The organism is Pantoea sp. EABMAA-21 (genome assembly GCF_030053335.1).
Taxonomy (GTDB): domain Bacteria; phylum Pseudomonadota; class Gammaproteobacteria; order Enterobacterales; family Enterobacteriaceae; genus Pantoea; species Pantoea communis.
This window is the reverse complement of the sequence record NZ_JASGBX010000007.1, coordinates 124708-147333: the sequence shown is the minus strand read 5'-3', so window position 1 is coordinate 147333 and position 22626 is coordinate 124708. Positions and strand designations below refer to the sequence as shown.

Below are 22626 nucleotides of genomic sequence, written 5' to 3'. Positions count from 1 at the left end.
GTTACGGGCGTACCGCTGTGCGCCCGCATATAAAGAGGATTGATTATGGATGTACTGACACTTCGACTGGCATTGATACAGCGCCATTGCGCGGCTGATGCGGTTGAGCTGGAACACCTGCTTACCGATTGTGAAGCGCGTGCGGCGGGCGTTAGCGCCTTTGCTGCGCAACATTTCGCGCCAACGTTGCTGCCGGCAAACGCGTGGGTTTCATCGCTGCATCCGCCGCTGGAGTTGCCTCATGAGTGAGTTAATCGATGCCTCAATGCTGACGCTGGCACAGCAGTTGCGCACACGGCAGACCAGCGTGCCAGAGCTGGTCGAAGCCTGTCTGGCGCGTGAAGAAACCACGCGCGATCTCAATGCGTTCAATGAAGTCTATGTGTATCAGGTACGCCAGGCAGCCAAAGCCAGCCAGCGCTTGCTGGAACAGGGTTATGATTTGGGCCCGCTGCATGGCATGCCGATTGCCATCAAAGCCAATATCGATTTGGCCGGTGAAGAGATGCACGCGGGCAGTCAGATACTCAGTGGCAATATCGCCCAGCGTGATGCGGTGGTCGTGCAGCGTCTGAAGCAGGCGGGCGCGTTAATCATCGGCAGCACCAATATGCATGAGTTCGCCTGGGGCGGTACCACCAACAATCCGCACTACGGTGCCAGCAGCAATCCCTGGGATGATGCCCGCATTCCTGCCGGTTCCAGCGGCGGTTCGGGGGTCGCCGCCTCGGTACGCAGTGCGCTGGCAACGTTGGGCACCGATACCGGGGGATCGATTCGTTTACCGGCGTCGATGAACGGGATCACCGGCTTGCGCCCGGGCGTGGGCCGACTCTCCACGGAGGGCATTTTTCCTCTCGCCACCAGTCTTGATACCGTTGGGCCGCTGGCTCGTTATGCCGAAGAGTGTGAAGTGCTGTTTAATGTGCTCGACGGCAAAACACAGCCGCTGACAGCATTACCGGAACTGGCCGGATTGCGTATTGGCTTGCTAGCTGATGTGCATCAGCAGGTACAGCCTGATGTCGCGACTGCCTATGATCAAATGGTGCAGTGGTTGAGTGCGGCGGGCGCGCGTTGCCAAACGCTGAGTTTGACCGGGCTTGAGCAGGCGGTGAATGCGCTAGTGCTGATCAACCTTGCGGAACCGGCTTCATTGCACGCCGCCTGGCTTGCTGACCGTCCGCAAGAATACGGTGCGGATGTGCGTAAGCTGCTGCAAGCGGGACTCGCCATTACCGCAGTGGAGTATCTGCAGGCACAACGTTTCCGCACCGGTTTACGCCAGCAGTTGTTGCAGCATTTGAATCAGGTGGATGTGATTCTGGTGCCGACGCTGCCGTTTACCGCACCGCATAAAGGACTGGAAGCGATTCAAATGGGAGACCGCGAAGAGAACGTGTTGACCGGCAACATGCGTTACAACGCGCTGGCAAGTCTGTCAGCACTGCCCGCTATCAGTCTGCCGGCCGGGTTTGATCATGCAGGGATGCCCATTGGCATGCAGCTCATCGGACGTGATGGCGCTGAGCGCAAACTGCTCGCTTTCGCGCGTCGATTCCAACAGGAGCACGATTATCATCTGCAAACGCCAACCCGGCTACGTGCGTGAAACCCATTCCGCTGCGCGACCTGTTAATCCTGCTGCTGGTGGTCAACGGCTGGGCTTTTAACGTTATCGCCATGAAGTTTGGCCTGATGGAACTGCCGCCGCTTTTCATGATGACGCTGCGTTTTGTGCTGGTGGCGGCCCTGCTGCTGCCGTTTCATCGCCTGACGTGGCGTCAGTTACCTGGCATGATGCTGCTGGGATTCACCTTTGGTTTTGTGCATTTCGGGTTAATGGTGATTGGCATGCAAACCACCGATGCGGGCACCACCGCCGTGTTTATCCAGATGGGCACGCCGATCGCCATGCTGCTGGCAGCATTCTGGCTCAAAGAGCGGCTGCGCTATCAGCAAATCGGCGGCGTAGTGGTGGCGTTTTTGGGCGTGATGATTCTTGCGGGCAGTCCGGCGCTGTCGCACTGGCAAAGCATTATGTGGTTATTGATGAGCGCCTGTGGTTGGGCATGCAGCACGGTGCTGATCAAGCGTTTGCCGCCGATTGCACCGCTGGCGATGACGGGATGGCTGTCACTGTTTGCCATTCCACTGGTGGGGGTGAGTTCGCTACTCACCGAGCAGCACCAGTTCACTTTGCTACTCGCAACGGGTTGGCGCGGTTGGCTCGGGGTCATCTACAGCGCGCTGGGTTCGTCCATCCTCGCTTATTCATTGTGGTACGGCCTGCTGAAACGCTATCCCGCCAGCCAGATTCTGCCCTGGTCACTGCTCAGCCCGGCGCTGGCATTACTGATGGGCGTGGCAATTCTGCATGAATCGCTGGATCACAGCAAAGTGATCGGCACGCTGCTGATTGTAGGAGGGATATTGCTGGCAGTGGTACGAGGCACAGTCATGAAGAAGAGGGTGGTCGTGTAATTGGGATTTTTCAGCCGGAATGCCCAGAACTCTTTATGTAAGAGGGTTATATCGGCATATCACTCAAACCTGCTATGCGGCATGTAAGGCGCGCACGTCGCCTCAAAACCGCGAGTTAATTCCCCTATCTTCCTGATTATTACTCTCCTATTTAATTAACTCCCTCAATACAACGCTTTATTAATGTCTGGCACTAATATTTATAAATGACTGCTATTAATCTGATTCGAACAGAAAACCCTTCACTATTTTTGTGTAAACAGTCACAGTATCGACCAATTAAAATGAAAGCGTAAAGTAAAGAGAGAATATGAAGGTTATTTGACTATATAACCTTTTGAAAAATAAATATACCAGTAATGCATATAAACTCCGTTGCTTTTGAGCGTAGAACATCAATCAAGCATAAACAACTGCAACTCAACATAAGTGTATGTGAGACGTGACATGTATTCTAACGCGATATGGATCATGCTGGAGAAGTCAGTCAATATCATCGGGCTGATATATATCAATTCATTAATGGCTAAATACATTGGCCCGGATAACTTTGGCAAGATAAACATCGCCACCTCGCTGTTTATCTTTGTACAGACGTTGTCATGGTTTGGTGGCCAGAATATTATTTTTAAACGCATGAGTGAGAGAGCCCGTTCAGGTATCTCTTTGGCGATGCATACGCAGAATCAAAGACGTTTTTTCTTTCTCATCTCCTCAAGTGCAGTACTCACGTATCTCTACTTCTTTACGGATCTCACGGTCTTTATCTTTGGCGTTGCCAACTGCATCGCGACGTATTACATCGTGATGGACTTCTTTTCGATCTATAACAACACTCAATTAAAATCAAAGATCAATACGATTACCAATGTCATCGGATTGTCTTTGGCACTGATGGCCAGATTTTACATATCTCACTTTGAACTGCCGATTTACTATTTCACGATACCTATCATCATTATCCCTCTGGTCCCTTACGTCATGCGCCTTGTGTACTTTAGGCAGACCACAGCAGTCAATGAAAGTAGTAAAGGTGCTGTGATGTATAACCGTCATATGTTGTATACCGGCGGAGCCTTAATTCTGTCGAGCATATCAGCGGATATCTACACGCAGATTTCGAGTATTTTTCTGGCTAAAATGATCTCTTACTCAAATCTGGGAATCTATAGCGTTGCATTAACCATAGGAGGCGCCTGGTCATTTATCGTATTGGCATTAATAACGAGTTTCTTCTCAAAGATTTACAATGAAAAGAATCAACCTGCTGTAGATGAATTACTAAGTAAAATCAACAGGATTGTTATCCTGCTGTCTCTTGTTGTGCTAGGCGGGTTCTATCTGTTTGGTGATGACTTTATCCATTTGCTTTATGGCAATAAGTATATGGAATCTGCCGAAATTATACCCATCATCATTATTGGCACGATGTTCTCGTCACTGGGAACGATCTGCTACCGGTATATGATTAAAGAGTCCGGATACAACTACCTGGCTAAGAAGATGTTTTTATGTTGTGTATTAACCGTGCCATTTTCCTGGGTCATGATCCGTTCCTTCGGGATTAATGGCGCTGCATACTGTTTTTTGATTGTTGAAATTTTGTCTTGCACGTTACTGAATTACTTTTTCAAGAATAGAACAATCATCAAAATGCACCTCAACATTTTTAAAACGAGATAATTTCAATGAGAATGATAAAACACACAGTTAAGTCAGCTCTGAAAATTAGCGCTAATATTTCACCAGAATTCTGTGCTAAAGCCCACTACTACATTAAATTCAAGAAGAAACTTAATTTAACCAATCCTACCAATTTTAATGAAAAGATTCAGTGGCTCAAGTTCAATGAGCTGAACAATGATATCTACACTCGCTGTGCGGATAAGTATAAAGTCAGAGAATATATTTCATCCAAAGGCTGCGGTCAAATTCTGAATGAGCTTTATGGCGTCTACGATAGTCCTCAAGATATTGACTATGCTGCACTGCCTGAAAGGTTTGCGCTCAAGTGCAATCATGGTGCAGGCTACAACATCATTTGTAGTGATAAATCCTCATTAGATGTTGATAAAACCAACCGGCAGTTGAGCAAGTGGTTAAGTGAGGATTTCTCATCACATTTTATTGAGCCACAGTACCGAAAGATTGAGAGAAAGATTCTCTGCGAAAAATTTATCGAGAATGAACGCGGTGGTTTTCCAGACGACTATAAGTTTTACTGCTTTAACGGTAAACCCTACGCCGTCATGGTTTGTGTCGGCCGTGAAAAAGGCACGCCTAAATTCTATTACTTTGACATGAACTGGAATCCGCTACCCTTTGAGGATACGGTGAAGTTGATTAATAAGTATGACCTGCCCGAGATGCCTGAGGGCTTTGTAAAAATGAAGCAGTATGCAATGAAACTGGCGAGCGATTTTAAATTCGTGCGCACTGATTTCTATCTTCTCAATGGCGAAGTCATTTTTGGTGAACTGACATTTACGCCTTCAGCAGGTCTGGATGTCTCCCTTCAGGAAGCGGATGCCATTTTGGGTGGGCAACTGAGGTTGTGATTGGTGTGCATGGAGCGCCCCAGACAGAGTAGAGTTAACTCTGGCAGTTGATGAATAGCGGTTCGGGGATTGAGGGCGGCATAATGAAGCACTTAATCCCTTTTCATTTATTGATTCAGTTCCTGCAACAGGCGTGTATTCATGTACAGCTTCTCGCGCCCATAACTTTTCTCTTCTAATACGCCGATTCCCACAAGCTGTTTCAAATAAGTGGATGCCGTTTGACGTTTAGCGGTAGCCTGTCGCTGTACTGCATGGTAACAATCCAAAAAACTATTTGGTGAGGCACCATAGGGGTCCCATTGATGCTGTTTGTCCTGCATTAACGCCAATAACCCGTTCTCAATTTCCGTTTGCTGAAGTAGAGGCTGATCGGAATGTAACACCACGGCCTGACCGTGCAGCCAGGGCAAGGAGGCGGCAACGGTACGGTTGTTCTCCAGAGCGGGACGCCAGATGGCCAGCATGTCGATGTCACCCTGATGTAACGCCTGTCAGAGAAGTTTGATGGCACTACTATTTGCCATGGCTGTGTAAGTAAATCCCTACCGTTTAATCAGTAACTGTTGACTCAGAATGGTCTCACCTTGCGTTTCGATCAGCACGCAATAAAACGTATTTTGTTGTTTATTCTGGCTGACTGATGAGGTTGACATTGATGATTCGTTACGCGGGTGAAAAAATAACGGTAGTATTACTGGATGACCACCCGATGATTCGATTATCACTGGAAATGGCAGCCAGCCACTATCCCGATATGCAGATCACCGGCAGCTTTTCCCATAGCCACGAACTCTTATCATGGTTGCAAAAGAACGCTGCTGATGTGCTGGTGCTGGATTATATTTTGGGTGGCGATGAGCTTGATGGTTTGTCGTTAATAAAACAGATCTTATCACGCCATCCAACATTAAAGATTTTACTCTCGTCCTCCATGGAAAGCCTGGCGGTAATACGTGCCGCCTTTATGAGTGGAATCAAAGGCTATATTTCTAAACGTGAAGAGGCGCAGACGTATTTTGAAGCCATCCGTGTGATTGACAGAGGGCTGCGCTTTATTCCAGATAACATTGAAAGTGAATTAAGCAAAATACCAGTGCGAAAGCGCGATGGCGCGGTATTAGATGGGCCGCTGTATCACGCCAACGGCGAGAAGCTTTCGCGACTGGATACGCTGTTATCGCCGCGTGAAGCGGAAGTGATCCGTTGTTTCCTTGATGGCATGCAGGTAATTGAGATCGCAGAAAAATTAAAACGCAGCCGTAAAACCATCAGCGGGCACAAGCAATCGGGGATGAAAAAACTGGGGCTGACCACCGATTTAGAATTGTTTAAATACCGCGATCATCTTTTCTAACATTCAATTTTTTATTCCATTCAGCAGAGACTGGATGGTTTTACGTCAATCAGGAAGTATACACCTTATCAACACCTTGGGCGCGTCACTTTTAAAGGTGTACCGCCGCAAATAAAGGTGAGAATCAAGTGCGTATGTCAAAGCAGTGGCAATGTATTACAGGGCAACAGCAATGCCTTAGCCGCAGTCACCGCCAGCCATGACTCGGTACTCACCGATAACGTCCGCACTGACACCACCAGCCGTATCGCACTGGCATTAAACAGCGGTTCCTCGCTTGCAGGTACGATGACCGGTGTAGACAGCTTCAGTATTGATGGCAGCGGTGGCGGGTTCGTTGAGCCGTCGGCACAGTTGAGCACGCTGTGGGCGAAGAGTGATAGTTTCCGCTTTGATAATGGCCTGGCTGCCCGTAGCGGTTCGGCACGCTCGCAACGAGTTGCGCTGCACGGCGTCGTGGGCAAGTCACTGACCTTATCCCAGGGGGCGCAGTTAACGCCGTGGGTACGGTTATCAGCGATTCAGGAGCTGGAAAGCAACAACCGTATGACCCTTAACGATCAGCGTTTCAGCAATGAACTGCCGGTACGCGCGCAAGGATGACATTGGGGATGTCCGCTCAGCTTCAACCTGATCTACAGCTTTATACCGAAGCAGCGACCAGCAAAGGACGGCATATGAACAGCCCGTGGAATGCGGCTTTCGGTGTGCGCTGGATCTGGTAATCACAGATATCCGGCGGCATCCTGGCGCCGGATTTTTGCTCAACAGATAAGTACTCTCCTACAGCCGGTACAATGTTCGCGGGCTAAGGTGATAAGCATGCAAGGACGCTTATTCACCCTCTGAAAGGAACATCAGAACGCCATGAATACCGCCATTATCATCGATAACCACTCAGACCACTGCCGCGAACGCGTGATGGCGCTGAAAAACAGCGGCATCACCGTCTTAGCTGAATGCTTGCCTGTGGTTGAAGCGCTGGATCAGGTTCAACGACTGTGTCCGGACTTGCTGGTGGTCAATCTCATCAACAACCTTGAAGGATTAACGCTGCTGTCCGCATTTCGCGCACTGAGTGGTGCCATGAAAATTTTGGTGATAGCGGCACCGCACAGTGGGCATTTCGCGCAGCGTTGTCTGGACGCGGGTGCCGATGGCTATGTCATCGCCTCGGATCAACTCAGCGAATTCAAAGAGGCGGTGCGCATGGTGATGCGTGGTTACAGTTTCGCCCCAGCGCAGGATTTTCCGACTGCAGCCGATCGTCGCCATGGGGCCAGTGATGAGCAACGCTTACGCATGCTCTCCGCGCGCGAAATGACGGTGTTGATTTTGCTGGCAAAAGGCATGGGCAATAAACAGATTGGTGCGCAACTGTCGCTCAGTGAAAAAACCGTCAGCACCTATAAACATCGCCTCAAAATAAAGCTGAACATCACCTCATTAGTGAAACTCATTGACTTCGCGCGGCGCTATCATCTGCTGTAGCAGTACTCACAGTCTTAATCAGAGCCCTTCCAGGCATCGAACAGCATGACGATGTGCCGTGTGTGGTTGATGAATGGGTGATTGACGAAACCCCATTGCAGCACCCAATCAACAACCATTCATCAACAGCCCTCAATCAGTGGTGCGCCTAAGCGAATAGTGCACGAATTCAAACAAATTTATCGGTAACGTACTCAGCTTCATCCCTTTTCGGAACCACAGTTGTATGAAAAATCTGTCAAAGCTGGTTATCACTTTAGGCCTGTTTTTAGCCGTCAGCGCTCAGGCTGAAGCACAAGGATGCCTGAAAGGCGCGATGATTGGTGCCGCAGCGGGGCATGTTGCGCACCATGCCGTGATGGGCGCGGTAGGGGGCTGTGTCGTGGGTCACCACATGGCCAGTAAGAAGCAAAAGGAAGCTGAGGCCAAACAGCAGCAACAAAAGTAATTGGCAGATAAACGCTTCCGGTTTAACGTGATGCTTGCAAGTTTAACCGGAGGCGATTCGCTTATTCGCATCCCACATCCACATCATCTGCGAAATCGCCTTGTTGAGTTCCTCAATGCTGGCGCCGTCGCGTGCCTGAATAGATAAACCAAACATAAAAGTGCTTAGAGATGCCGCCAGCGCGCTGACATCAACGTCCGGCCGCAACTCGCCTGCGGCAACGGCACGCTCTATCGCGGCGGCGATTCCGGCTCGGGTGCGATCGCGCGAGCGTGCCAGCGGTTCGGTCACGGCGGCATGTTCGGCGGAGGTGGCGCTCATGGCACCGAGGCCAACCATACATCCGGTGGGATGGCCTGGCTCGCACTGCATCTGCGCTGAGCGTCGCAGCGAGGTTTCCACGGCTTCACGTCCCGTCAGATTGGTATCCCACAGGAATTCCGTTACCTGACCAAAGGTCGCGAGATAGCGCTGCACGCACTCACGGAATAATGCCTCTTTCGAACCGAATGCGGCATAAAAACTGGGTGCGGAAATGCCGTTGTTGATGCTGGCTTTGAGCTGGGTAAGCGAAGTCGATTCGTAGCCCTGCTGCCAAAACAGATACATCGCCTGTTCGATCGCCTGGTCTCGATCAAATGTTCTCGGGCGTCCCATCGTTGCCATCGCGTCCTCATGTTTAATGCGTGCAGTGGATTACTATACTAAACGATACATAACTCGTTGACAAAGCGAACCTGCCTGACTAGTGTACCGATCGCTATATTAATCCAGATCGCTCTCTTTAACTTCAACAAGGCGATATTGCACGGCTAAATATATACCAGTCGATACATAAATGATTTCAGAAGGAATTATGGAAAAAGAACTCGCACTTACTGAACAAGATGCAGCAACAGAACCGCTGCCGATATCGGCTCTGCTGGCGCTGGCGATGACGGGCTTTATTTGCATCATCACCGAAACCTTACCCGCCGGGCTGTTGCCGCAAATGGCAGCGGGACTCAGCATCTCTAACGCGCTGGCGGGGCAGACGGTCACGGCTTATGCGCTGGGCTCGCTGATCGCCGCGATCCCATTGACCATCGCGACACAGAGTTGGCGGCGCAGAAATGTATTGCTGCTGGCTATCGCCGGGTTCCTGATTTTCAATTCTATTACGGCGCTGTCCGCAAACTACTGGCTCACGCTAACGGCACGTTTTTTGGCTGGCGTAGCAGCGGGATTGTCATGGAGTCTGCTGGCGGGCTATGCCCGCAGGATGGTGGCGATTCACCAGCAGGGCAAAGCGATGGCCATCGCCATGGTGGGCACGCCTATCGCCTTGTCACTGGGCTTGCCGCTCGGCACCTGGCTGGGTGGCCTGCTGGGTTGGCGCAGCGCCTTCGCGGTTATCTCTGCCTTAACCCTTGTGCTGGTGGTATGGGTGCTGACCAAAGTGCCTGATTATCCGGGGCAATCGCGCCATGAACGTATGCCGCTATTGAAGGTGCTCACCACGCCAGGTGTGAGACCCGTGCTCAGTGTGGTGATCGCCTGGATGCTGGCTCACAACATTCTCTATACCTACATCGCCCCGTTTCTGCAGTTGGCCGGATTGGGTTCTCAAGTGGATGTCGTGCTGCTGGTGTTCGGGCTTTCCGCGCTGCTGGCGATTGCTGTGATCGGGCGGCTGATCGATCGCCAATTACGCAGCAGCGTACTGGTGAGTCTGGCGGTATTTGCCCTGGTTTCATTGGGGTTTATGGGCTTTTCGCACATTCCAGCAGTGCTGTACCTCGGTGTTGCCGTGTGGGGGTTGACCTTCGGCGGGGCAGCAACGCTATTGCAAACGGCGCTCGCGGATACCGCCGGAGAGGGCGCAGATATCGCACTTTCCATGAACGTGGTGGCGTGGAACGGCGCGATTGCGGCGGGCGGCATCACGGGCGGCATTTTGTTGAATCACTGGGGCGCGCAATCATTCCCACCCGTTTTGCTTGTGCTCTTGATCGTCGCATTCGTTATCGCCTGGCAAGCAAGTGAACACGGATTTAGAGCGGGCGCTCGCACGGGTCATTAATCGTTCGCTCAATATAAGGTCTGCCCCCACGTTGGAAATGTTAATCGCCGCTCACGTGGAGTGGCATCTCCCACATTAAGCGTCATGTGAACTGCCCTCAAAAAACTTGCACAGCAGCTGCCAAAGGTGCTGTGCCGCTGGGGTAAAGCGGTGGTCGGCGCTGCGTAACAGATGGCATTGGCTCTCGCGGGCGATGCGATGATTGATCGGCACAGCGATCAGATTGCGTGATGCCAGAGCGTCTTCCACCACTTTAGTGGTCATAAAGGCAATGCCCATTCCCGCCTGGCTCAGCGCAATCGCACTGGAAAACAGGTTGCAGCTGTAGGCGGGCGTGAACACCAATCCTTCCTGATTAAACATGACGTTCATATAGCTTTGAATACCAAAGTCTTTGTCCATGCCAATCAGTGGATATTCGGCAAGATCGCTGACCTCAACCTGTTGATACAATCCGATGGGGTGGTCACGATGCACAATGGCGCAGATGGGGCCGCGCAGATAACTGTGACACTTCACGCCGGGCGGACCGAGGGGGCCAAAACCCACGGCCATATCCACTTCGCCACGGGTGATCAGGCTCACCGTGGTTTGCATATCGCCCGATAAAATATCGATGAACACTTCAGGATAGCTTTGCGAAAAAGGCCGCAAGACATACTTCACCACCTCATCGACCATCCCCTGGCCGACACGCATACGGATCGAGCCGCCGCGTTTATGGCGCAAATCGCGCAGACGTCTTTCCAGGTGGCTTCTGCGTTGATGCGTTTGCGCGTAATCCTCAGCCAGCAATTTCCCCGCTTCGGTGAGCACCACATTGCGTCCGCGCCGCTCCAGCAGTGGCAGTTGCATATCACGCGCCAGCTGCGAAAGCTGACGACTGATGGCCGCGGGATCGACATCCAGAGCTTCCGCCGCACGACGAATACCGCCATGGACACCGACTTCATACAAGTATCTTATGGACTTGTCAGGATAGAGCAGCATTGCCATAGGTTTTCATTATCTGTTGATCTCAGGTCAACAATAATAACGTTTTATACCCATTTTTTAAGCGCAATTTTATCCTCATACTCGAGATTCACTTGGTGAGGACAGAAGTAATGAAAAATATAATAAGTTATTTGCAACAGCATTCAGACGATATTCTCTCAGATATCAAAACCCTGGTGGCAGCAGAGTCACCCTCCATGAACAAGGCAGCGGTGGATCGCTGTGGCAACGTGCTGCAAGCCCTGTTCGCCGAGCGTCTGGGTATTGATGCTGAAATCGATGTACAGGAACACTACGGGAACCACCTCAAGTTCACGCTGGGCTCAGGCGACGATCAAACCGTGGTGCTCGGCCATTTTGACACCGTCTGGGATGAAGGCGAATTGCCGATGGGCGAGGAAGACGGCAAGTTTTATGGCCCCGGCATTCTGGACATGAAAGCGGGCCTGGTGCAGTCGATTTGGGCGGCGCGCGCGTTAAAAGAACACGACTTGCTGGCAGGGAAACGCATCGTTTTCCTCTGTGGCAGCGACGAAGAGGTGGGCAGCCCAAGCTCCAGCGAGTGGCTTTCCCGCCATGCGTTAGGGTCATCGCAAGTGCTGGTGGTGGAACCCGCCGTGGCTGGCACCGGTGCGCTGAAGGTTGCGCGCAAAGGCACGGGCCAATATCAAATCGTGATCACCGGCCAGGCCGCGCATGCAGGTAACAACCCTGAAGAAGGTATCAGCGCGGTGCAGGAGATGGCACATCAGGTGCTGTTCCTGCATGGGTTGAACGCACCGGATCGTGGCACCACCGTCAACGTCGGGATTGCGCAGGGCGGTAATCGCATCAACGTGGTGGCGGATAAAGCGGTGCTGGGCATCGACACGCGCGTCACCAGCGAAGAGGAAGCCCAGCGCATTCACGCCGAAATCACCCAGATTCAGCCACACTTACCGGGCATTAAGCTGAAGATTACCGGCGCACAATCACGTCCACCGATGCGCCAGAGCGCAGAGTCTTTGGCGATCATGCAGCGTGCGCAAGCCGTGGCACAACAGATCGGTTTCAGCGTGGAAGGTCAATCGGTGGGCGGCGGCAGCGATGGTAACTTCACTGCAGCGTTGGATATCCCAACCTTAGATGGATTGGGCGCGACCGGTGCAGGTATTCATGCGCGTCATGAGCACATCATCATTGCCGATATTGCCTCACGCACCGCGCTGGTAGCGGGTCTAATGCTGGGGGAAGACCATGTCGCAGGTTAATGTTGAAAAAAATAGTGCGATGCAACCCGCAGGCAAGAAGAGTGAGCAGAGCCCTTATCTGCTGCTGTTTATCATCCTGGTGCTGGCAGCGGTCGCTACCTGGATCATCCCGGCGGGTAAATTTGATCACGAAACCCGCAATGGCGTGACCTTTGCCATTAAAGGCAGTTTGCATGAAGTGGCGCGTACCGGCGTTTACCCCGGCGAGATTTTCATGGCCATCGTACAGGGGGTGATCAAAGCGGCACCGATCATCTTCCTGATTCTGTTCACCGGCGGGCTGCTGGCGGTGATTGAAGCCACAGGCGCGATTGCCACGGCGCTGAATTCGCTGTCACGCAGCACCAAAATCAGCGATACCCGTTTGATCCTGATTTTCGCGGTGATCTTCGCCATCCTCGGTAGTACCGGCGTGGTGCAAAACTCGGTGGTGGCCTTTGTGCCGATTGGCCTGCTGGTGGCACGTTCGTTAGGCTTACCGCCGGTGATCGGCATGGCGCTGATCTACCTGACCTGCGCGGCAGGCTTCAACGTGGCGTTTCTCGGCCCGGCCACCACCGGTCTGACACAGCATCTGGCGCAGTTGCCGCTGTTCTCGGGCATGTTACTGCGCGGTATCACCAACCTGCTGTTTGTGCTAACGGTGGCGATTTACCTGATTATTACCGTGAAGCGCATGCGCAAAAATGGTCAGGTGCGCGTGGACACTGCGGTGGAAAGCGCTGAACCGCTGGCGATTACCGGCCGTCATAAACTGATTCTGCTGACCTGCGCGGTGACGCTGATTCTGTTTATGGTGGGTACGGTGCAGTTGCATTGGGCCACCAATGAGATGTCTGCGATGTTTATCATCCTGTCGATTCTGGTCGGTTTAATTGGCCGTTTGTCCGGTTCTGCTATTGCTAACACCTTCCTGAGCGGCTGCTCTCAGCTGGTCAAAGGCGGTTTTATTGTCGGGATGGCAGGTGCGATTTCGGTGGTGCTGCAGCAGGGCAATATCCTCGATCCGATTGTTGGCTTCCTGTCAGACTTGCTGGCACCGGTTCCGCCTGCGATTGCCGCTGTGGGCATGTTTATCAGCGCCGCACTGATGCATTTCGGCATTTCATCCGGTTCGGGCGAGTCAGCGTTGTTGATCCCGATTTTCTCCCCGCTGGGCGATAACCTCGGCCTGACACGTCAGGTCACGGTGCAAACCGTGCTGCTGGGCGAAGGGATAGTGAACTCCATCAGTCCGACCTCGGGTGTGCTGATGGCCGCGCTGGCCACGGCCAATATCTCGTTCGGCAAATGGCTTAAATTCGTGGCACCGGTCGTCGCCATCTGGTTTGCGATTTGCGTGGTGACGCTGCTGATTGGTGTGGCGATCAACTGGGGTCCGTTCTAAATATTTTCCTCTGACAAAAGGGATGGCCTGTTTGGCATCCCTTTTTCATCGCTGCTAATATTTCATTAGCGGTTGCAGCTCGAAAATAATGTGTTATGGTAACTGCACGATTAATTTACCGGAGTGAATGTCGCGGACCTGATAACAGGAACCAGGGTCTGTCACCAGATATCATAATGATGAATTCTGACTTATCTTTTTTCTCCACCTACAACACCCGCCTTCGTTACGCACGTCACTATCTGCAACAGTAATATTCTGCTTTTAAACTTTTACTGACAGCTGCATTTCATCTCTCTTCACTGCAGAGGGATATTCTCACGCCATTTGCTGGCATCGACCAAAATAATAAGGTTTTAAATTATGACCAGGAAGAATCTACTCGCGATTTCCCTCACTGCGTTAATCAGTTCACCGACACTGTTTGCTGCCGACTTGCCGGGCAAAGGTGTGACGGTCTCCCCAGTGCAAAGTACCTTGCCGGAAGAGTCATTCCAGACGGAGCTGATTAACAGAGCGCTGGAAAAACTGGGCTACGAGGTCAAACCCACTGAAGAAGTGGACTACAACGTGGCTTACACGGCGATTGCTGCGGGCGATGCGACTTACATGGCGGTTAACTGGGAACCGCTGCAAAAGGATATGTACAACGCCGCAGGCGGGGATACAAAATTCTATCGCAAAGGCACCTATATCAGTGGTGCCGCGCAGGGTTATCTTATCGATAAAAAGACCGCTAACAAATATCACATTACCGATCTCTCTCAGCTGAAAGATCCGAAACTGGCTAAACTCTTTGATGCTAATGGAGATGGCAAAGCCGATCTGGCGGGATGTAATCCGGGCTGGGTCTGTGGTCAGGTGATTAATGCACAAATTGATGCTTATGGTCTGAGTAATACGGTGCAGCAGAATCAGGGTAATTATTCTGCGATTATTGCCGATACGTTGACCCGCTATAAAGCGGGTAATCCGGTGCTCTATTTTACCTGGACACCTTATTGGGTGAGCGATGAATTAAAACCGGGCAAAGATGTGGTCTGGTTGACGGTGCCGCATTCTGTCACGCCGGGCTCGCAGAAGAATGAAGATACTGCGCTGCCAAATGGCAAGAATTATGGCTTCAAACCAAACAATGAACATGTGGTGGCAAATAAAGCCTGGGCAGAAAAGAATCCTGCCGCGGCGAAACTGTTCGAGATCGTCAAACTGCCGCTTAATGATGTTAATGCGCAGAACCAGCGGATGCATCAGGGAGAATCGTCCAGCGAAGATATTCAGCGCCACGTGAATGGCTGGATTCATGCGCACCAGGCCACGTTTGATGGCTGGGTGAAGCAGGCCGCCGCCGCAGCGCAATAACGGCGTTAGCGTCCCCAGGGATCCGCTTCCCGCCCTGCAGAATCGCAGGGCGGGAAACCGTTTTACCGTACTTCATTCACATACATGAAGTGCTCGGTGCTGAAACGATGATGCGCCAGGATCACGGGGATCGCACTCTGGTCAAAAGACACTTCATCTATCACCATCACCGCGTGCGGCAATGCCAGCTCCAGCAACGTCGCATCTTCTTCGTTCGCCAACTGTGCCGTGATCTGCTCACGTACCGCTGCCACTCGCATATCGTAATGTTCGAACAGAAAGCGATAGAGCAGCGGCGGCAAGTGTTCTGCCGGAGGGAAATCAGGCAGACGCGCAGCAGGCAATATCAGCGTTTCATGCATGGCGGCAATGCCTTTCACCCGACGCGTGCGCTTCAGGCGTATCAGGTCATCTCCGGCAGCGATCTGCAGTTTTTCTGCTTCCCGCTCGTTAGCTTGACTCAACTGATAATCCAGCAGTGTCGTGTCTGAATGTAGCAATCCGCCGCTTTTATCGTGCAGGCGAAAATACTGGAAAAAGTGGCTCAGGTTGTGCAGCGGTGCCCAGCCGGTCACCACCGTGCCGGTTTTGCGACGGCGCATCAACATCCCTTCGGTGGTCAACGCGGCCAGCGCTTTGCGCACCGTTCCCACCGACACGCCAAATTTTGACGCCAGGCTGTTTTCACTCGGCAGGATTGTGCCCGCAGGTAGCTCACCCTGCAGGATCGATTCGCTGATATGGCGTTTCACCACTTCATACAATGGCGCGCCTTCCCCTTCGCTTAAACGAGAGAATTGCGGCCTGTCGTCTGCGTCATAGTTTTTTTGCATGTTTCCGATTACCGATTGACCTGCGTCCTTGAATTGCATTATCTATAAACTATATAGAAATACAACAGACGATAATCCTATGTTGCAGAATTCTCGACTTAACAGTGCGTTAGAGACCATTGCGGATGACACCGCACAGATAACTGACGATATGCAGCGCATGCTGGCCGTGGATACCTGTTTTCCACCGGGCAATGGCTATGGGCAATTTGCCGATCTGATGACACAGCTGTTAGCGCCAATGCACTTTAGCTTTGAGCGTGTTTCAGTGCCGGAAGATCTCTGGCAAGCGCCCGATGGCAGCGCATCCGGCGAGCGAGTGAATTTGCTGGCAACGCTTAACTGTGGCGCAGCCGAAAACTGCAATCTCTACTTTCACACCGATACGGTGCCTGCGGGTGATGGCTGGCGATTTCCTTCGCTGGCACTGACGGTGGCCGAAGGTAAGTTGTTTGGGCGCGGCGCGGCGGACATGAAAGGGACGATCGTGGCGGCGATGGCGGCGATCCGTGCAGCGCAGGCCTGCAATCTGCCGCTGCGTTTCAATCCGGTCTTTCTGCTTTGTACCGATGAAGAGGGCGGGTTGTATCCCGGTATTCGTTACCTCGCGGAACAGCAGCGCTTCGCTGGGCATCTGTTGAGCTTCAATGGCGGCGCAGTGCCACGCATCTGGGCGGGCTGCTTTGGCAGTATCGATCTCAAAATCATTGTTACCGGGCGTTCCGCGCATTCTGGCGATCCGCTGCACGGCATCAATGCGATTGAAGCCGCGCTGCCGCTGATGAACGCGCTTTATCAACTGAAAGGCGAAGTGGAACAGCGCACCTCGGCAATGCCTGCGCCGCCGCATTATCAGGGCAAACCGCTGACCTCACTGTTGACGCTGGCTGCCGCACAGGGTGGCAGCAAAGGCTCAACCATCCCCGAACGTTTCGAACTGCTGATCAATCGACGTTATGCCCCGGAAGAGGCGTTTGACAACGTCTGGCAGGAGTTGACCCACTGCATCCAACAAGCGATGCAAGGCAGCCCAGCGCTTGATGTCAGCGTGCAAATGATTGGTCATCTGGCCCCGGTGGCCAATCCTGATGGCCCGCACTGGCCACGCTGGCAGGCCGCACTGAGTCAGGGGTTTGGTTTTAAAGCGGAGGAGTTTAAACCCTGGGGATCCTCAACCAGTTCGGATATGGGTTGGGTTCAGCAGGCCGGTATGCAGGAAATTTTACTGGGTGGTTTAGCCCGCCCCGACAACCGCATTCATGCCGCCGATGAGTTCACAACGATGGCAGATGTTATCGCACTTTCGCAGTCCATTCTGGCGTATCTCGCCGATGAGTTTCAGCCAACCCAGGGTATTTAACAAACTAACGAGGAAGAGAAGATGTGCGCGATGAAAGGGTTAAACCGCAGACAGTTTATCACCAGCTCTACCGCTCTGACCGGTGCAGCCATGTTACCCTGGTCGTTCTCGGCCCATGCCGCAGCGGTAACCAGCGCGACGCCGGGCGGCACGCCACGTAAAGGCGGCGTACTGCGTATTAGTGTCGATCAGGCGGTCAGCGTGCTGAATCCGCATCAGGTGCGCGTCAACCCGGAATATCTGGTCGCGGAGTTGCTCTACAGCGGCCTGACGCGCCTGACGCAGGAGATGAAAGCCGAAGCAGACCTGGCCCAATCCTGGCAGGCGAGTGCCGATCTCAAGCAGTGGACTTTCACCCTGCGTCCGAACCTCAAGTTCAGTGACGGCACGGCCTTAACCTCAGCAGATGTGGTAGCCAGTTTGCAGGCGTTGCTGGATCCGAAAAATGCTTCTCCGGCACTGCACAACATCGGTCCGATCAAAGCGGTGAGCGCCAAAGATGCCAACACCGTGTTGATCGAAACCGATGCCCCTTACGCTGACCTGCCGGTGATGCTGGCCTATCCCGATGCCAAAATCATTCCCGCCAGCATTGCGCAGGGTCAGTACGACAAACTCACCAAAGCCTCGCTGGGCGCGGGGCCGTTCCAGCTGGTTTCCTACGATCCCGAACGCAAAATCGTGGTAAAGCGCAACCCGCATTATTACGACCCGGCGCGTCCTTATCTGGATGGCGTGGAAGTGGTGGTCTATCCCGATGGTATCGCAGAAAGCTCGGCGCTGATCTCCGGTGATACCGATTTGATGCTGAGTGCGCAGTCGAGCGAATTTGCGCGTCTCTCCAAATCGTCAGGTGTGCTGCCACTGCGGGTGGCATCCGGTCAGTTCCTCAATGTGAACATGGGCTGCGATCAAAAGCCGTTTAACGATGTGCGCGTGCGTCAGGCGCTGGCACTGTGCGTTGATCGCCCGGCATCGGTGGACTTTGTTGCCGATGGCCTCGGTTCGCCAGGCAACGATACGCCAATCAACGCCTCTTACCCTTACTTCGCTAACCTGGCGAAAAAAGCGGTGGATTACAGCAAAGCCAAAGCCTTATTGGCGGACGCGGGTTATCCCAACGGCCTCGATTTAACGTTGATTGCCTCGGATAAACCGGCGACTCGCACCCAGTTGGGTATCGCGCTGCGTGAGATGGCTAAGCAGGGCGGTTTCCGCATTGACGTGCAGACCATGGCACACAGCACTTACCTCGATCAGGTATGGAAAAAAGGCAATTTCTACGTCGGTTTCTACAACATGCAACCGACGCCGGATGCGGTGTTCTCACTGCTCTACACCTCGACCGCGTCATGGAACGAAACACGCTGGAACAACGCCGATTTCGATAGTGCGGTCAATGCCGCCCGTGAAACCAACGATGATGCGCAGCGCACCACGCTGTACGGTAAAGCACAACAGCTGATGCATGACGAAGTGCCTTCGCTGATTCCGACCTTCTTCGATTTGCTGGCTGCCAGCCGTGATTACGTCGGCGGATATCATCTGCATCCGCGTGGTGCCGTGTTCCGTCTCGACCATACCTGGTTAACTGACAAAGCGCCTAAGCGTGCAGTGTAAGGAGCGACCGTGACAGCCAGTTATCTGCTTAAACGCCTGCTGCTAATGATCTACACCTTGCTGGTGGTGTCATTGCTGGTCTTTGGCATCACGCAGCTGTTGCCAGCGGACGCCGCTGTCACCTTGCTGGGCCAAAATGCCACGCCAGAGGCACTCGCCGCGGTGCGTGAGAGACTGGGATTGGATGCGCCCGCCTGGTTGCAGTATTGGCATTGGTTAAGCCAGGCGTTGCAGGGCAATTTTGGTGTGTCGATGCGCAATGGGCTCGAAGTGGGGCCGACGTTGTTGACCGCGCTGTCGCGATCGCTGTTGCTGGCGGTGTGTGCACTGTTGCTGATGCTGGTGATCGCTATTCCGCTCGGTATCTGGGCGGCGGTACGTCGCGGTAAAACCGCCGATGTGCTGGTCAGCGTCATCTCCTACATCGGTATCTCTTTCCCGGAGTTTGTCACCGCCACGCTGGTGCTGCTGCTGTTTGCTGATGTCTGGCAGATTCTGCCCGCCACCGGTTATGTGCCGTTGAGTGAAAACTTCATCAGCGGCGTCCAGCACCTGATCCTGCCGTCAATCACCGTGGCGCTGATCCTGGTGGCGCACGTCTCGCGCATGGTGCGTTCGGAGATGGTGGATGTGCTGCATACCGACTACATCCGCGCCGCCTGGCTGAAAGGCCTGTCGCGCCGCCGCATTCTCTGGCGTCACGCGCTGCGCAATGGCTTGTTGCCGACCATCACCATTGTGGCGTTGGATGTCGGTTACCTGCTGGGCGGCATTGTGGTAGTCGAGGAGATCTTCGCCATTCCCGGTATTGGTCGTGAGCTGATTGTTGCCGTGCAGGCACGCGATCTGCCCACCATTCAGGCCGGTGTGATGATTCTCGCCGCGACCTATTCGGTGGTGAATTTCCTCGCCGATTTGGCCTATGTGGTTCTGGATAAGCGAATTTCCTATGCCTGATATTTTAAAACGTTTACTGCGTTCACCGCAGGGCGCGGTCGGGGTACTGATTATCCTGCTGTCGCTGCTGATGGTGGTCGGTGGCGCGCATGTCGCACCTTTTGATCCCGAGTCGATCTCGATTCTGACGCGTTACAAACCGCCGAGTGCCGAGCACTGGTTTGGCACCGATCAAATGGGGCGAGACATCTTCAGCCGGGTAATGGTGGGCGCACGCTCTACCATCGTGCTTTCACTGCTGGCAACCGCGTTAGCCATGGTGATTGGTTCAGTACTGGGCACCGCCAGCGCCTATCTGGGCGGCAAGATCGATGAATTTATGATGCGCACTATGGATGCCGTGATGGCGATCCCCAGCCTGCTGTTTGCTTTGCTGATTGTCAGCACTTTGGGTCAGAGCAGCATGAATGCGGTGCTGGCGATCACCATTGCGTTTGTGCCGGGCATGGTGCGTATTTCACGCAGCGTGGCGCTGGCGGCGCGGCAGCAGGATTACATCAACGCGGCGATTGCCCGTGGTGAAGCCGGGCACTACATCATCCTGCGTGAAATGCTGCCGAACATCCTCGCACCGATCATCGTGGAAGCCACCATCCGCGTGGCCTTCGCCATCATGCTGTTCGCCACCCTGAGTTTCCTCGGTTTAGGCGCACAGCCTCCCGAGCCAGAGTGGGGGCTGATGGTCTCCGAAGCCCGCACCTATTTCTTCACCGCGCCGTGGATGATGATGATTCCGGGCCTGGCGATCGCGCTGGTGGCGATTGGTTTTAACTTACTGGGTGACGGGCTGCGAGACGTGCTCAACCCAAGGAGCCACTGATGAGTGTGAAGCCTGAACCGGTGCTGTCGGTGGAAAATTACAGCCTTGATTACGCGTTACAAAGCGGTGAGTCACTGCCGGTGTTGCGCGATATTACGTTAAACGTGATGCCCGGCGAAGTGCTGGGGTTAGTGGGGGAATCCGGGTCCGGCAAAACCACGCTCGGCTGGGCGATCATGCGTTGGCTGGCGGGCAATGCGCGCGAGAAGTGGGGCGACATCCGCCTCAACGGAGAGAGCCTGCTGAGTTTGCCCGCCCCAAAACTGATGGCCTTGCGCGGCGCGAAGCTGGGGATGATTTTTCAGGATCCGAGCGCTTCGCTCAATCCCACCCTCACGCTGGGCGAGCAGGTGACAGAAGTGCTGCGGCGCCATCGCGGCTTAACGGCACGTGAAGCGCAGGAATTGGGCGAGTCGCTGTTACATGACGTCGAGCTCAAACATCCGGCACGCATGATGCGCCGTTATCCGCATCAGGTTTCCGGAGGTGAGAAGCAGCGCATCTTAATCGCCACGGCGTTCGCCTGTCAGCCGGACTGCATGATCTTCGATGAACCGACCACCGCGCTGGATGTGATCAGCTCGGCGCAGATCCTCGATCTCTATGAACGTCTGCGCGAAGAGACGGGGGTGGCCTCACTGTATATTTCCCACGATCTGGCGCTGGTGGCGAAAGTCGCCGATCGCGTTTGCGTGCTGGAGAAGGGCCGTATTGTTGAACAGGCCGATACGCAGAATTTGTTTAGTGCACCGCAGAACAGCTATACCCGCAAATTGATCTCAGCAGTGCCAAATCCGCAGCAGCGTCTGGTACAGGATGCCGCCGGATCGCAGCCGCTGCTGACGCTGGACGCGCTCACCATCGATTACGGCCAGCAAGGTTTTGTCGACCGCTTGCTTAAACGTGAAGCCAATACCACGCGTGCCGCCAACGCGGTTTCGCTCACCGTGCATCAGGGCGAGATCCTTGGCGTGGTGGGCGAGTCAGGTTCGGGGAAATCCTCGCTGGGCAAAGCGATCACCGGACTGGTGCCGTTTAGCGGTGAGCTCGACTTCTGCGGCTATGCGCTGCAAGGCCGCGCGCAGATGGATAAAGAGTATCGCCGCCGGGTGCAGATGATCTTTCAGCATCCGGACGCCTCGCTGAATCCACGCATGACCATCGGTGAAATCATTGCGCGTCCGCTGCGCTTATACGGTTTGCCGCCGGGAGAAACGGAAGCGCAAGCCGTGGCTCGCCTGTTAGAGGAAGTGCGGTTGCCCGCAGAGTTTGCCATGCGCTATCCGCACGCGCTGTCCGGTGGTCAGAAACAGCGTGTTGCTATCGCACGTGTTTTTGCCAATCCACCAGATTTAGTGATTTGCGATGAAATCACCGCTGCGCTGGATGTGTCCGTGCAGGCCACCATCATTGAGCTTTTGCTGGAACTGCGTCGCCGCTACGGCACGGCCTATCTGTTTATTACCCACGATCTCAACCTGATACGTCAAATCGCCCATCGCGTGGCGGTAATGTATCGCGGCGATGTGGTGGAAGTGCTGCCCGGCGAGAATATGAGCGCGCTAGCGCAGCATTCTTATACCCGCGCACTGCTTGACGCGGTGCACGTTCCCGAGTTAAACCAATCCGTTGCTTAACGAG

22 protein-coding genes and 1 pseudogene are annotated in these 22626 nt (G+C 53.6%); 19 read left to right on the top strand and 4 right to left on the bottom strand.

All coding sequences use genetic code 11. The features are described from left to right. Positions 1–45 precede the first annotated feature (45 nt). The 5 genes from QMZ65_RS12630 (at position 46) to QMZ65_RS12610 (ending at position 5042) form a co-directional block, all read left to right on the top strand. Positions 46–249, top strand: coding sequence for a hypothetical protein (locus tag QMZ65_RS12630; RefSeq protein WP_283216100.1), 204 nt, complete (start codon positions 46–48; stop codon positions 247–249). Further along, positions 242–1612, top strand: a complete 1371-nt coding sequence (locus QMZ65_RS12625) for an amidase (RefSeq protein ID WP_283216099.1) — start codon at positions 242–244, stop codon at positions 1610–1612. The genes QMZ65_RS12630 and QMZ65_RS12625 overlap by 8 nt, the downstream gene beginning before the upstream one ends. 5 nt (positions 1613–1617) lie before the next feature. After that, positions 1618–2484, top strand: coding sequence for a DMT family transporter (locus tag QMZ65_RS12620; RefSeq protein WP_283216151.1), 867 nt, complete (start codon positions 1618–1620; stop codon positions 2482–2484). 447 nt (positions 2485–2931) lie between these two features. After that, positions 2932–4167, top strand: a complete 1236-nt coding sequence (locus tag QMZ65_RS12615; protein WP_160833162.1) for an oligosaccharide flippase family protein — start codon at positions 2932–2934, stop codon at positions 4165–4167. 5 nt (positions 4168–4172) lie between these two features. Next, positions 4173–5042 (top strand): ATP-grasp fold amidoligase family protein, encoded by an 870-nt coding sequence (locus QMZ65_RS12610; protein ID WP_283216098.1) that lies wholly within the window; start codon positions 4173–4175, stop codon positions 5040–5042. A gap of 107 nt (positions 5043–5149) precedes the next feature. Here the strand turns inward: QMZ65_RS12610 and QMZ65_RS12605 are convergent. After that, positions 5150–5284: pseudogene (locus QMZ65_RS12605) on the bottom strand (Fic family protein); the annotation flags it as partial. 401 nt (positions 5285–5685) lie between these two features. On the opposite strand from QMZ65_RS12605, the gene QMZ65_RS12600 reads away from it, so the two are divergent. The 5 genes from QMZ65_RS12600 (at position 5686) to QMZ65_RS12580 (ending at position 8338) form a co-directional block, all read left to right on the top strand. Then, entirely contained in the window at positions 5686–6399 is a 714-nt protein-coding gene (locus tag QMZ65_RS12600) for a response regulator (RefSeq protein ID WP_349306766.1), read from the top strand. A gap of 117 nt (positions 6400–6516) precedes the next feature. Beyond that, entirely contained in the window at positions 6517–7002 is a 486-nt protein-coding gene (locus QMZ65_RS12595) for an autotransporter outer membrane beta-barrel domain-containing protein (protein ID WP_283216097.1), read from the top strand. An 8-nt stretch (positions 7003–7010) separates the two neighbouring features. Continuing rightward, positions 7011–7124, top strand: coding sequence for a hypothetical protein (locus QMZ65_RS12590; RefSeq protein ID WP_283216096.1), 114 nt, complete (start codon positions 7011–7013; stop codon positions 7122–7124). A 142-nt stretch (positions 7125–7266) separates the two neighbouring features. After that, on the top strand, positions 7267–7890 hold the full coding sequence (locus QMZ65_RS12585; protein WP_283216095.1) for a response regulator transcription factor: 624 nt from the start codon (positions 7267–7269) through the stop codon (positions 7888–7890). Positions 7891–8116: 226 nt separating this feature from the next. Then, positions 8117–8338, top strand: coding sequence for a hypothetical protein (locus QMZ65_RS12580; RefSeq protein ID WP_058960781.1), 222 nt, complete (start codon positions 8117–8119; stop codon positions 8336–8338). A 42-nt stretch (positions 8339–8380) separates the two neighbouring features. On the opposite strand, the gene QMZ65_RS12575 is transcribed toward QMZ65_RS12580, so the two are convergent. Then, positions 8381–9004 (bottom strand): TetR/AcrR family transcriptional regulator, encoded by a 624-nt coding sequence (locus tag QMZ65_RS12575; protein ID WP_283216094.1) that lies wholly within the window; start codon positions 9002–9004, stop codon positions 8381–8383. Between the two features lie 190 nt (positions 9005–9194). On the opposite strand from QMZ65_RS12575, the gene QMZ65_RS12570 reads away from it, so the two are divergent. Beyond that, complete coding sequence (locus tag QMZ65_RS12570; protein ID WP_283216093.1) at positions 9195–10400, top strand: MFS transporter; 1206 nt, start codon at positions 9195–9197, stop codon at positions 10398–10400. A 75-nt stretch (positions 10401–10475) separates the two neighbouring features. Here QMZ65_RS12570 and QMZ65_RS12565 read toward each other — a convergent pair whose 3' ends face one another. Further along, positions 10476–11396 carry a LysR family transcriptional regulator gene (locus QMZ65_RS12565; protein ID WP_283216092.1) on the bottom strand — a complete coding sequence of 307 codons (921 nt, stop codon included), beginning with the start codon at positions 11394–11396 and terminating at the stop codon, positions 10476–10478. Positions 11397–11506: 110 nt separating this feature from the next. Between QMZ65_RS12565 and QMZ65_RS12560 the strand changes: the two genes are divergently transcribed. The 3 genes from QMZ65_RS12560 to proX all read left to right on the top strand — a co-directional run bounded on the left by QMZ65_RS12560 (position 11507) and on the right by proX (position 15395). After that, complete coding sequence (locus QMZ65_RS12560; protein ID WP_283216091.1) at positions 11507–12646, top strand: M20 family metallopeptidase; 1140 nt, start codon at positions 11507–11509, stop codon at positions 12644–12646. Then, entirely contained in the window at positions 12633–14033 is a 1401-nt protein-coding gene (locus QMZ65_RS12555; protein WP_034822473.1) for a YfcC family protein, read from the top strand. The genes QMZ65_RS12560 and QMZ65_RS12555 overlap by 14 nt, the downstream gene beginning before the upstream one ends. A gap of 363 nt (positions 14034–14396) precedes the next feature. Continuing rightward, a complete protein-coding gene (gene proX / locus QMZ65_RS12550; RefSeq protein WP_283216090.1) occupies positions 14397–15395 on the top strand; it encodes a glycine betaine/L-proline ABC transporter substrate-binding protein ProX in 999 nt (332 codons plus the stop codon). A 62-nt stretch (positions 15396–15457) separates the two neighbouring features. On the opposite strand, the gene QMZ65_RS12545 is transcribed toward proX, so the two are convergent. Next, a complete protein-coding gene (locus tag QMZ65_RS12545; protein WP_283216089.1) occupies positions 15458–16228 on the bottom strand; it encodes a GntR family transcriptional regulator in 771 nt (256 codons plus the stop codon). Positions 16229–16307: 79 nt separating this feature from the next. Here QMZ65_RS12545 and QMZ65_RS12540 point away from each other — a divergent pair, with 79 nt between their 5' ends. From QMZ65_RS12540 to nikE, 5 genes are read left to right on the top strand one after another with little or no spacing between them, the layout of a single operon-like run. Beyond that, on the top strand, positions 16308–17588 hold the full coding sequence (locus QMZ65_RS12540) for a M20 family metallopeptidase (RefSeq protein ID WP_283216088.1): 1281 nt from the start codon (positions 16308–16310) through the stop codon (positions 17586–17588). A gap of 21 nt (positions 17589–17609) precedes the next feature. Continuing rightward, the gene (locus QMZ65_RS12535) at positions 17610–19208 is read left to right on the top strand and encodes an ABC transporter substrate-binding protein (protein WP_283216087.1); all 1599 of its coding nucleotides are present in this window, start codon (positions 17610–17612) and stop codon (positions 19206–19208) included. Positions 19209–19217: 9 nt separating this feature from the next. Then, complete coding sequence (locus QMZ65_RS12530) at positions 19218–20165, top strand: ABC transporter permease (RefSeq protein WP_084932348.1); 948 nt, start codon at positions 19218–19220, stop codon at positions 20163–20165. Continuing rightward, the gene (locus QMZ65_RS12525) at positions 20158–20985 is read left to right on the top strand and encodes an ABC transporter permease (protein WP_058960763.1); all 828 of its coding nucleotides are present in this window, start codon (positions 20158–20160) and stop codon (positions 20983–20985) included. The genes QMZ65_RS12530 and QMZ65_RS12525 overlap by 8 nt, the downstream gene beginning before the upstream one ends. Next, entirely contained in the window at positions 20985–22622 is a 1638-nt protein-coding gene (nikE, locus tag QMZ65_RS12520; protein WP_283216086.1) for a nickel ABC transporter ATP-binding protein NikE, read from the top strand. The genes QMZ65_RS12525 and nikE overlap by 1 nt, the downstream gene beginning before the upstream one ends. Positions 22623–22626: the final 4 nt, after the last annotated feature.

What these genes read in the sequence shown, in the direction of transcription:
- QMZ65_RS12570 (WP_283216093.1), top strand. Translation starts at nt 9,195, where the DNA reads ATGGAAAAAGAACTCGCACTTACTGAACAAGATGCAGCAACAGAACCG.
- QMZ65_RS12600 (WP_349306766.1), top strand. Translation starts at nt 5,686, where the DNA reads ATGAGGTTGACATTGATGATTCGTTACGCGGGTGAAAAAATAACGGTA.
- QMZ65_RS12615 (WP_160833162.1), top strand. Translation starts at nt 2,932, where the DNA reads ATGTATTCTAACGCGATATGGATCATGCTGGAGAAGTCAGTCAATATC.
- QMZ65_RS12535 (WP_283216087.1), top strand. Translation starts at nt 17,610, where the DNA reads ATGTGCGCGATGAAAGGGTTAAACCGCAGACAGTTTATCACCAGCTCT.
- QMZ65_RS12585 (WP_283216095.1), top strand. Translation starts at nt 7,267, where the DNA reads ATGAATACCGCCATTATCATCGATAACCACTCAGACCACTGCCGCGAA.
- QMZ65_RS12590 (WP_283216096.1), top strand. Translation starts at nt 7,011, where the DNA reads ATGTCCGCTCAGCTTCAACCTGATCTACAGCTTTATACCGAAGCAGCG.
- QMZ65_RS12575 (WP_283216094.1), bottom strand. Translation starts at nt 9,004, where the DNA reads ATGGCAACGATGGGACGCCCGAGAACATTTGATCGAGACCAGGCGATC.
- QMZ65_RS12610 (WP_283216098.1), top strand. Translation starts at nt 4,173, where the DNA reads ATGAGAATGATAAAACACACAGTTAAGTCAGCTCTGAAAATTAGCGCT.
- QMZ65_RS12525 (WP_058960763.1), top strand. Translation starts at nt 20,158, where the DNA reads ATGCCTGATATTTTAAAACGTTTACTGCGTTCACCGCAGGGCGCGGTC.
- QMZ65_RS12540 (WP_283216088.1), top strand. Translation starts at nt 16,308, where the DNA reads ATGTTGCAGAATTCTCGACTTAACAGTGCGTTAGAGACCATTGCGGAT.
- QMZ65_RS12545 (WP_283216089.1), bottom strand. Translation starts at nt 16,228, where the DNA reads ATGCAAAAAAACTATGACGCAGACGACAGGCCGCAATTCTCTCGTTTA.
- QMZ65_RS12565 (WP_283216092.1), bottom strand. Translation starts at nt 11,396, where the DNA reads ATGGCAATGCTGCTCTATCCTGACAAGTCCATAAGATACTTGTATGAA.
- proX (WP_283216090.1), top strand. Translation starts at nt 14,397, where the DNA reads ATGACCAGGAAGAATCTACTCGCGATTTCCCTCACTGCGTTAATCAGT.
- nikE (WP_283216086.1), top strand. Translation starts at nt 20,985, where the DNA reads ATGAGTGTGAAGCCTGAACCGGTGCTGTCGGTGGAAAATTACAGCCTT.
- QMZ65_RS12630 (WP_283216100.1), top strand. Translation starts at nt 46, where the DNA reads ATGGATGTACTGACACTTCGACTGGCATTGATACAGCGCCATTGCGCG.
- QMZ65_RS12560 (WP_283216091.1), top strand. Translation starts at nt 11,507, where the DNA reads ATGAAAAATATAATAAGTTATTTGCAACAGCATTCAGACGATATTCTC.
- QMZ65_RS12555 (WP_034822473.1), top strand. Translation starts at nt 12,633, where the DNA reads ATGTCGCAGGTTAATGTTGAAAAAAATAGTGCGATGCAACCCGCAGGC.
- QMZ65_RS12625 (WP_283216099.1), top strand. Translation starts at nt 242, where the DNA reads ATGAGTGAGTTAATCGATGCCTCAATGCTGACGCTGGCACAGCAGTTG.
- QMZ65_RS12580 (WP_058960781.1), top strand. Translation starts at nt 8,117, where the DNA reads ATGAAAAATCTGTCAAAGCTGGTTATCACTTTAGGCCTGTTTTTAGCC.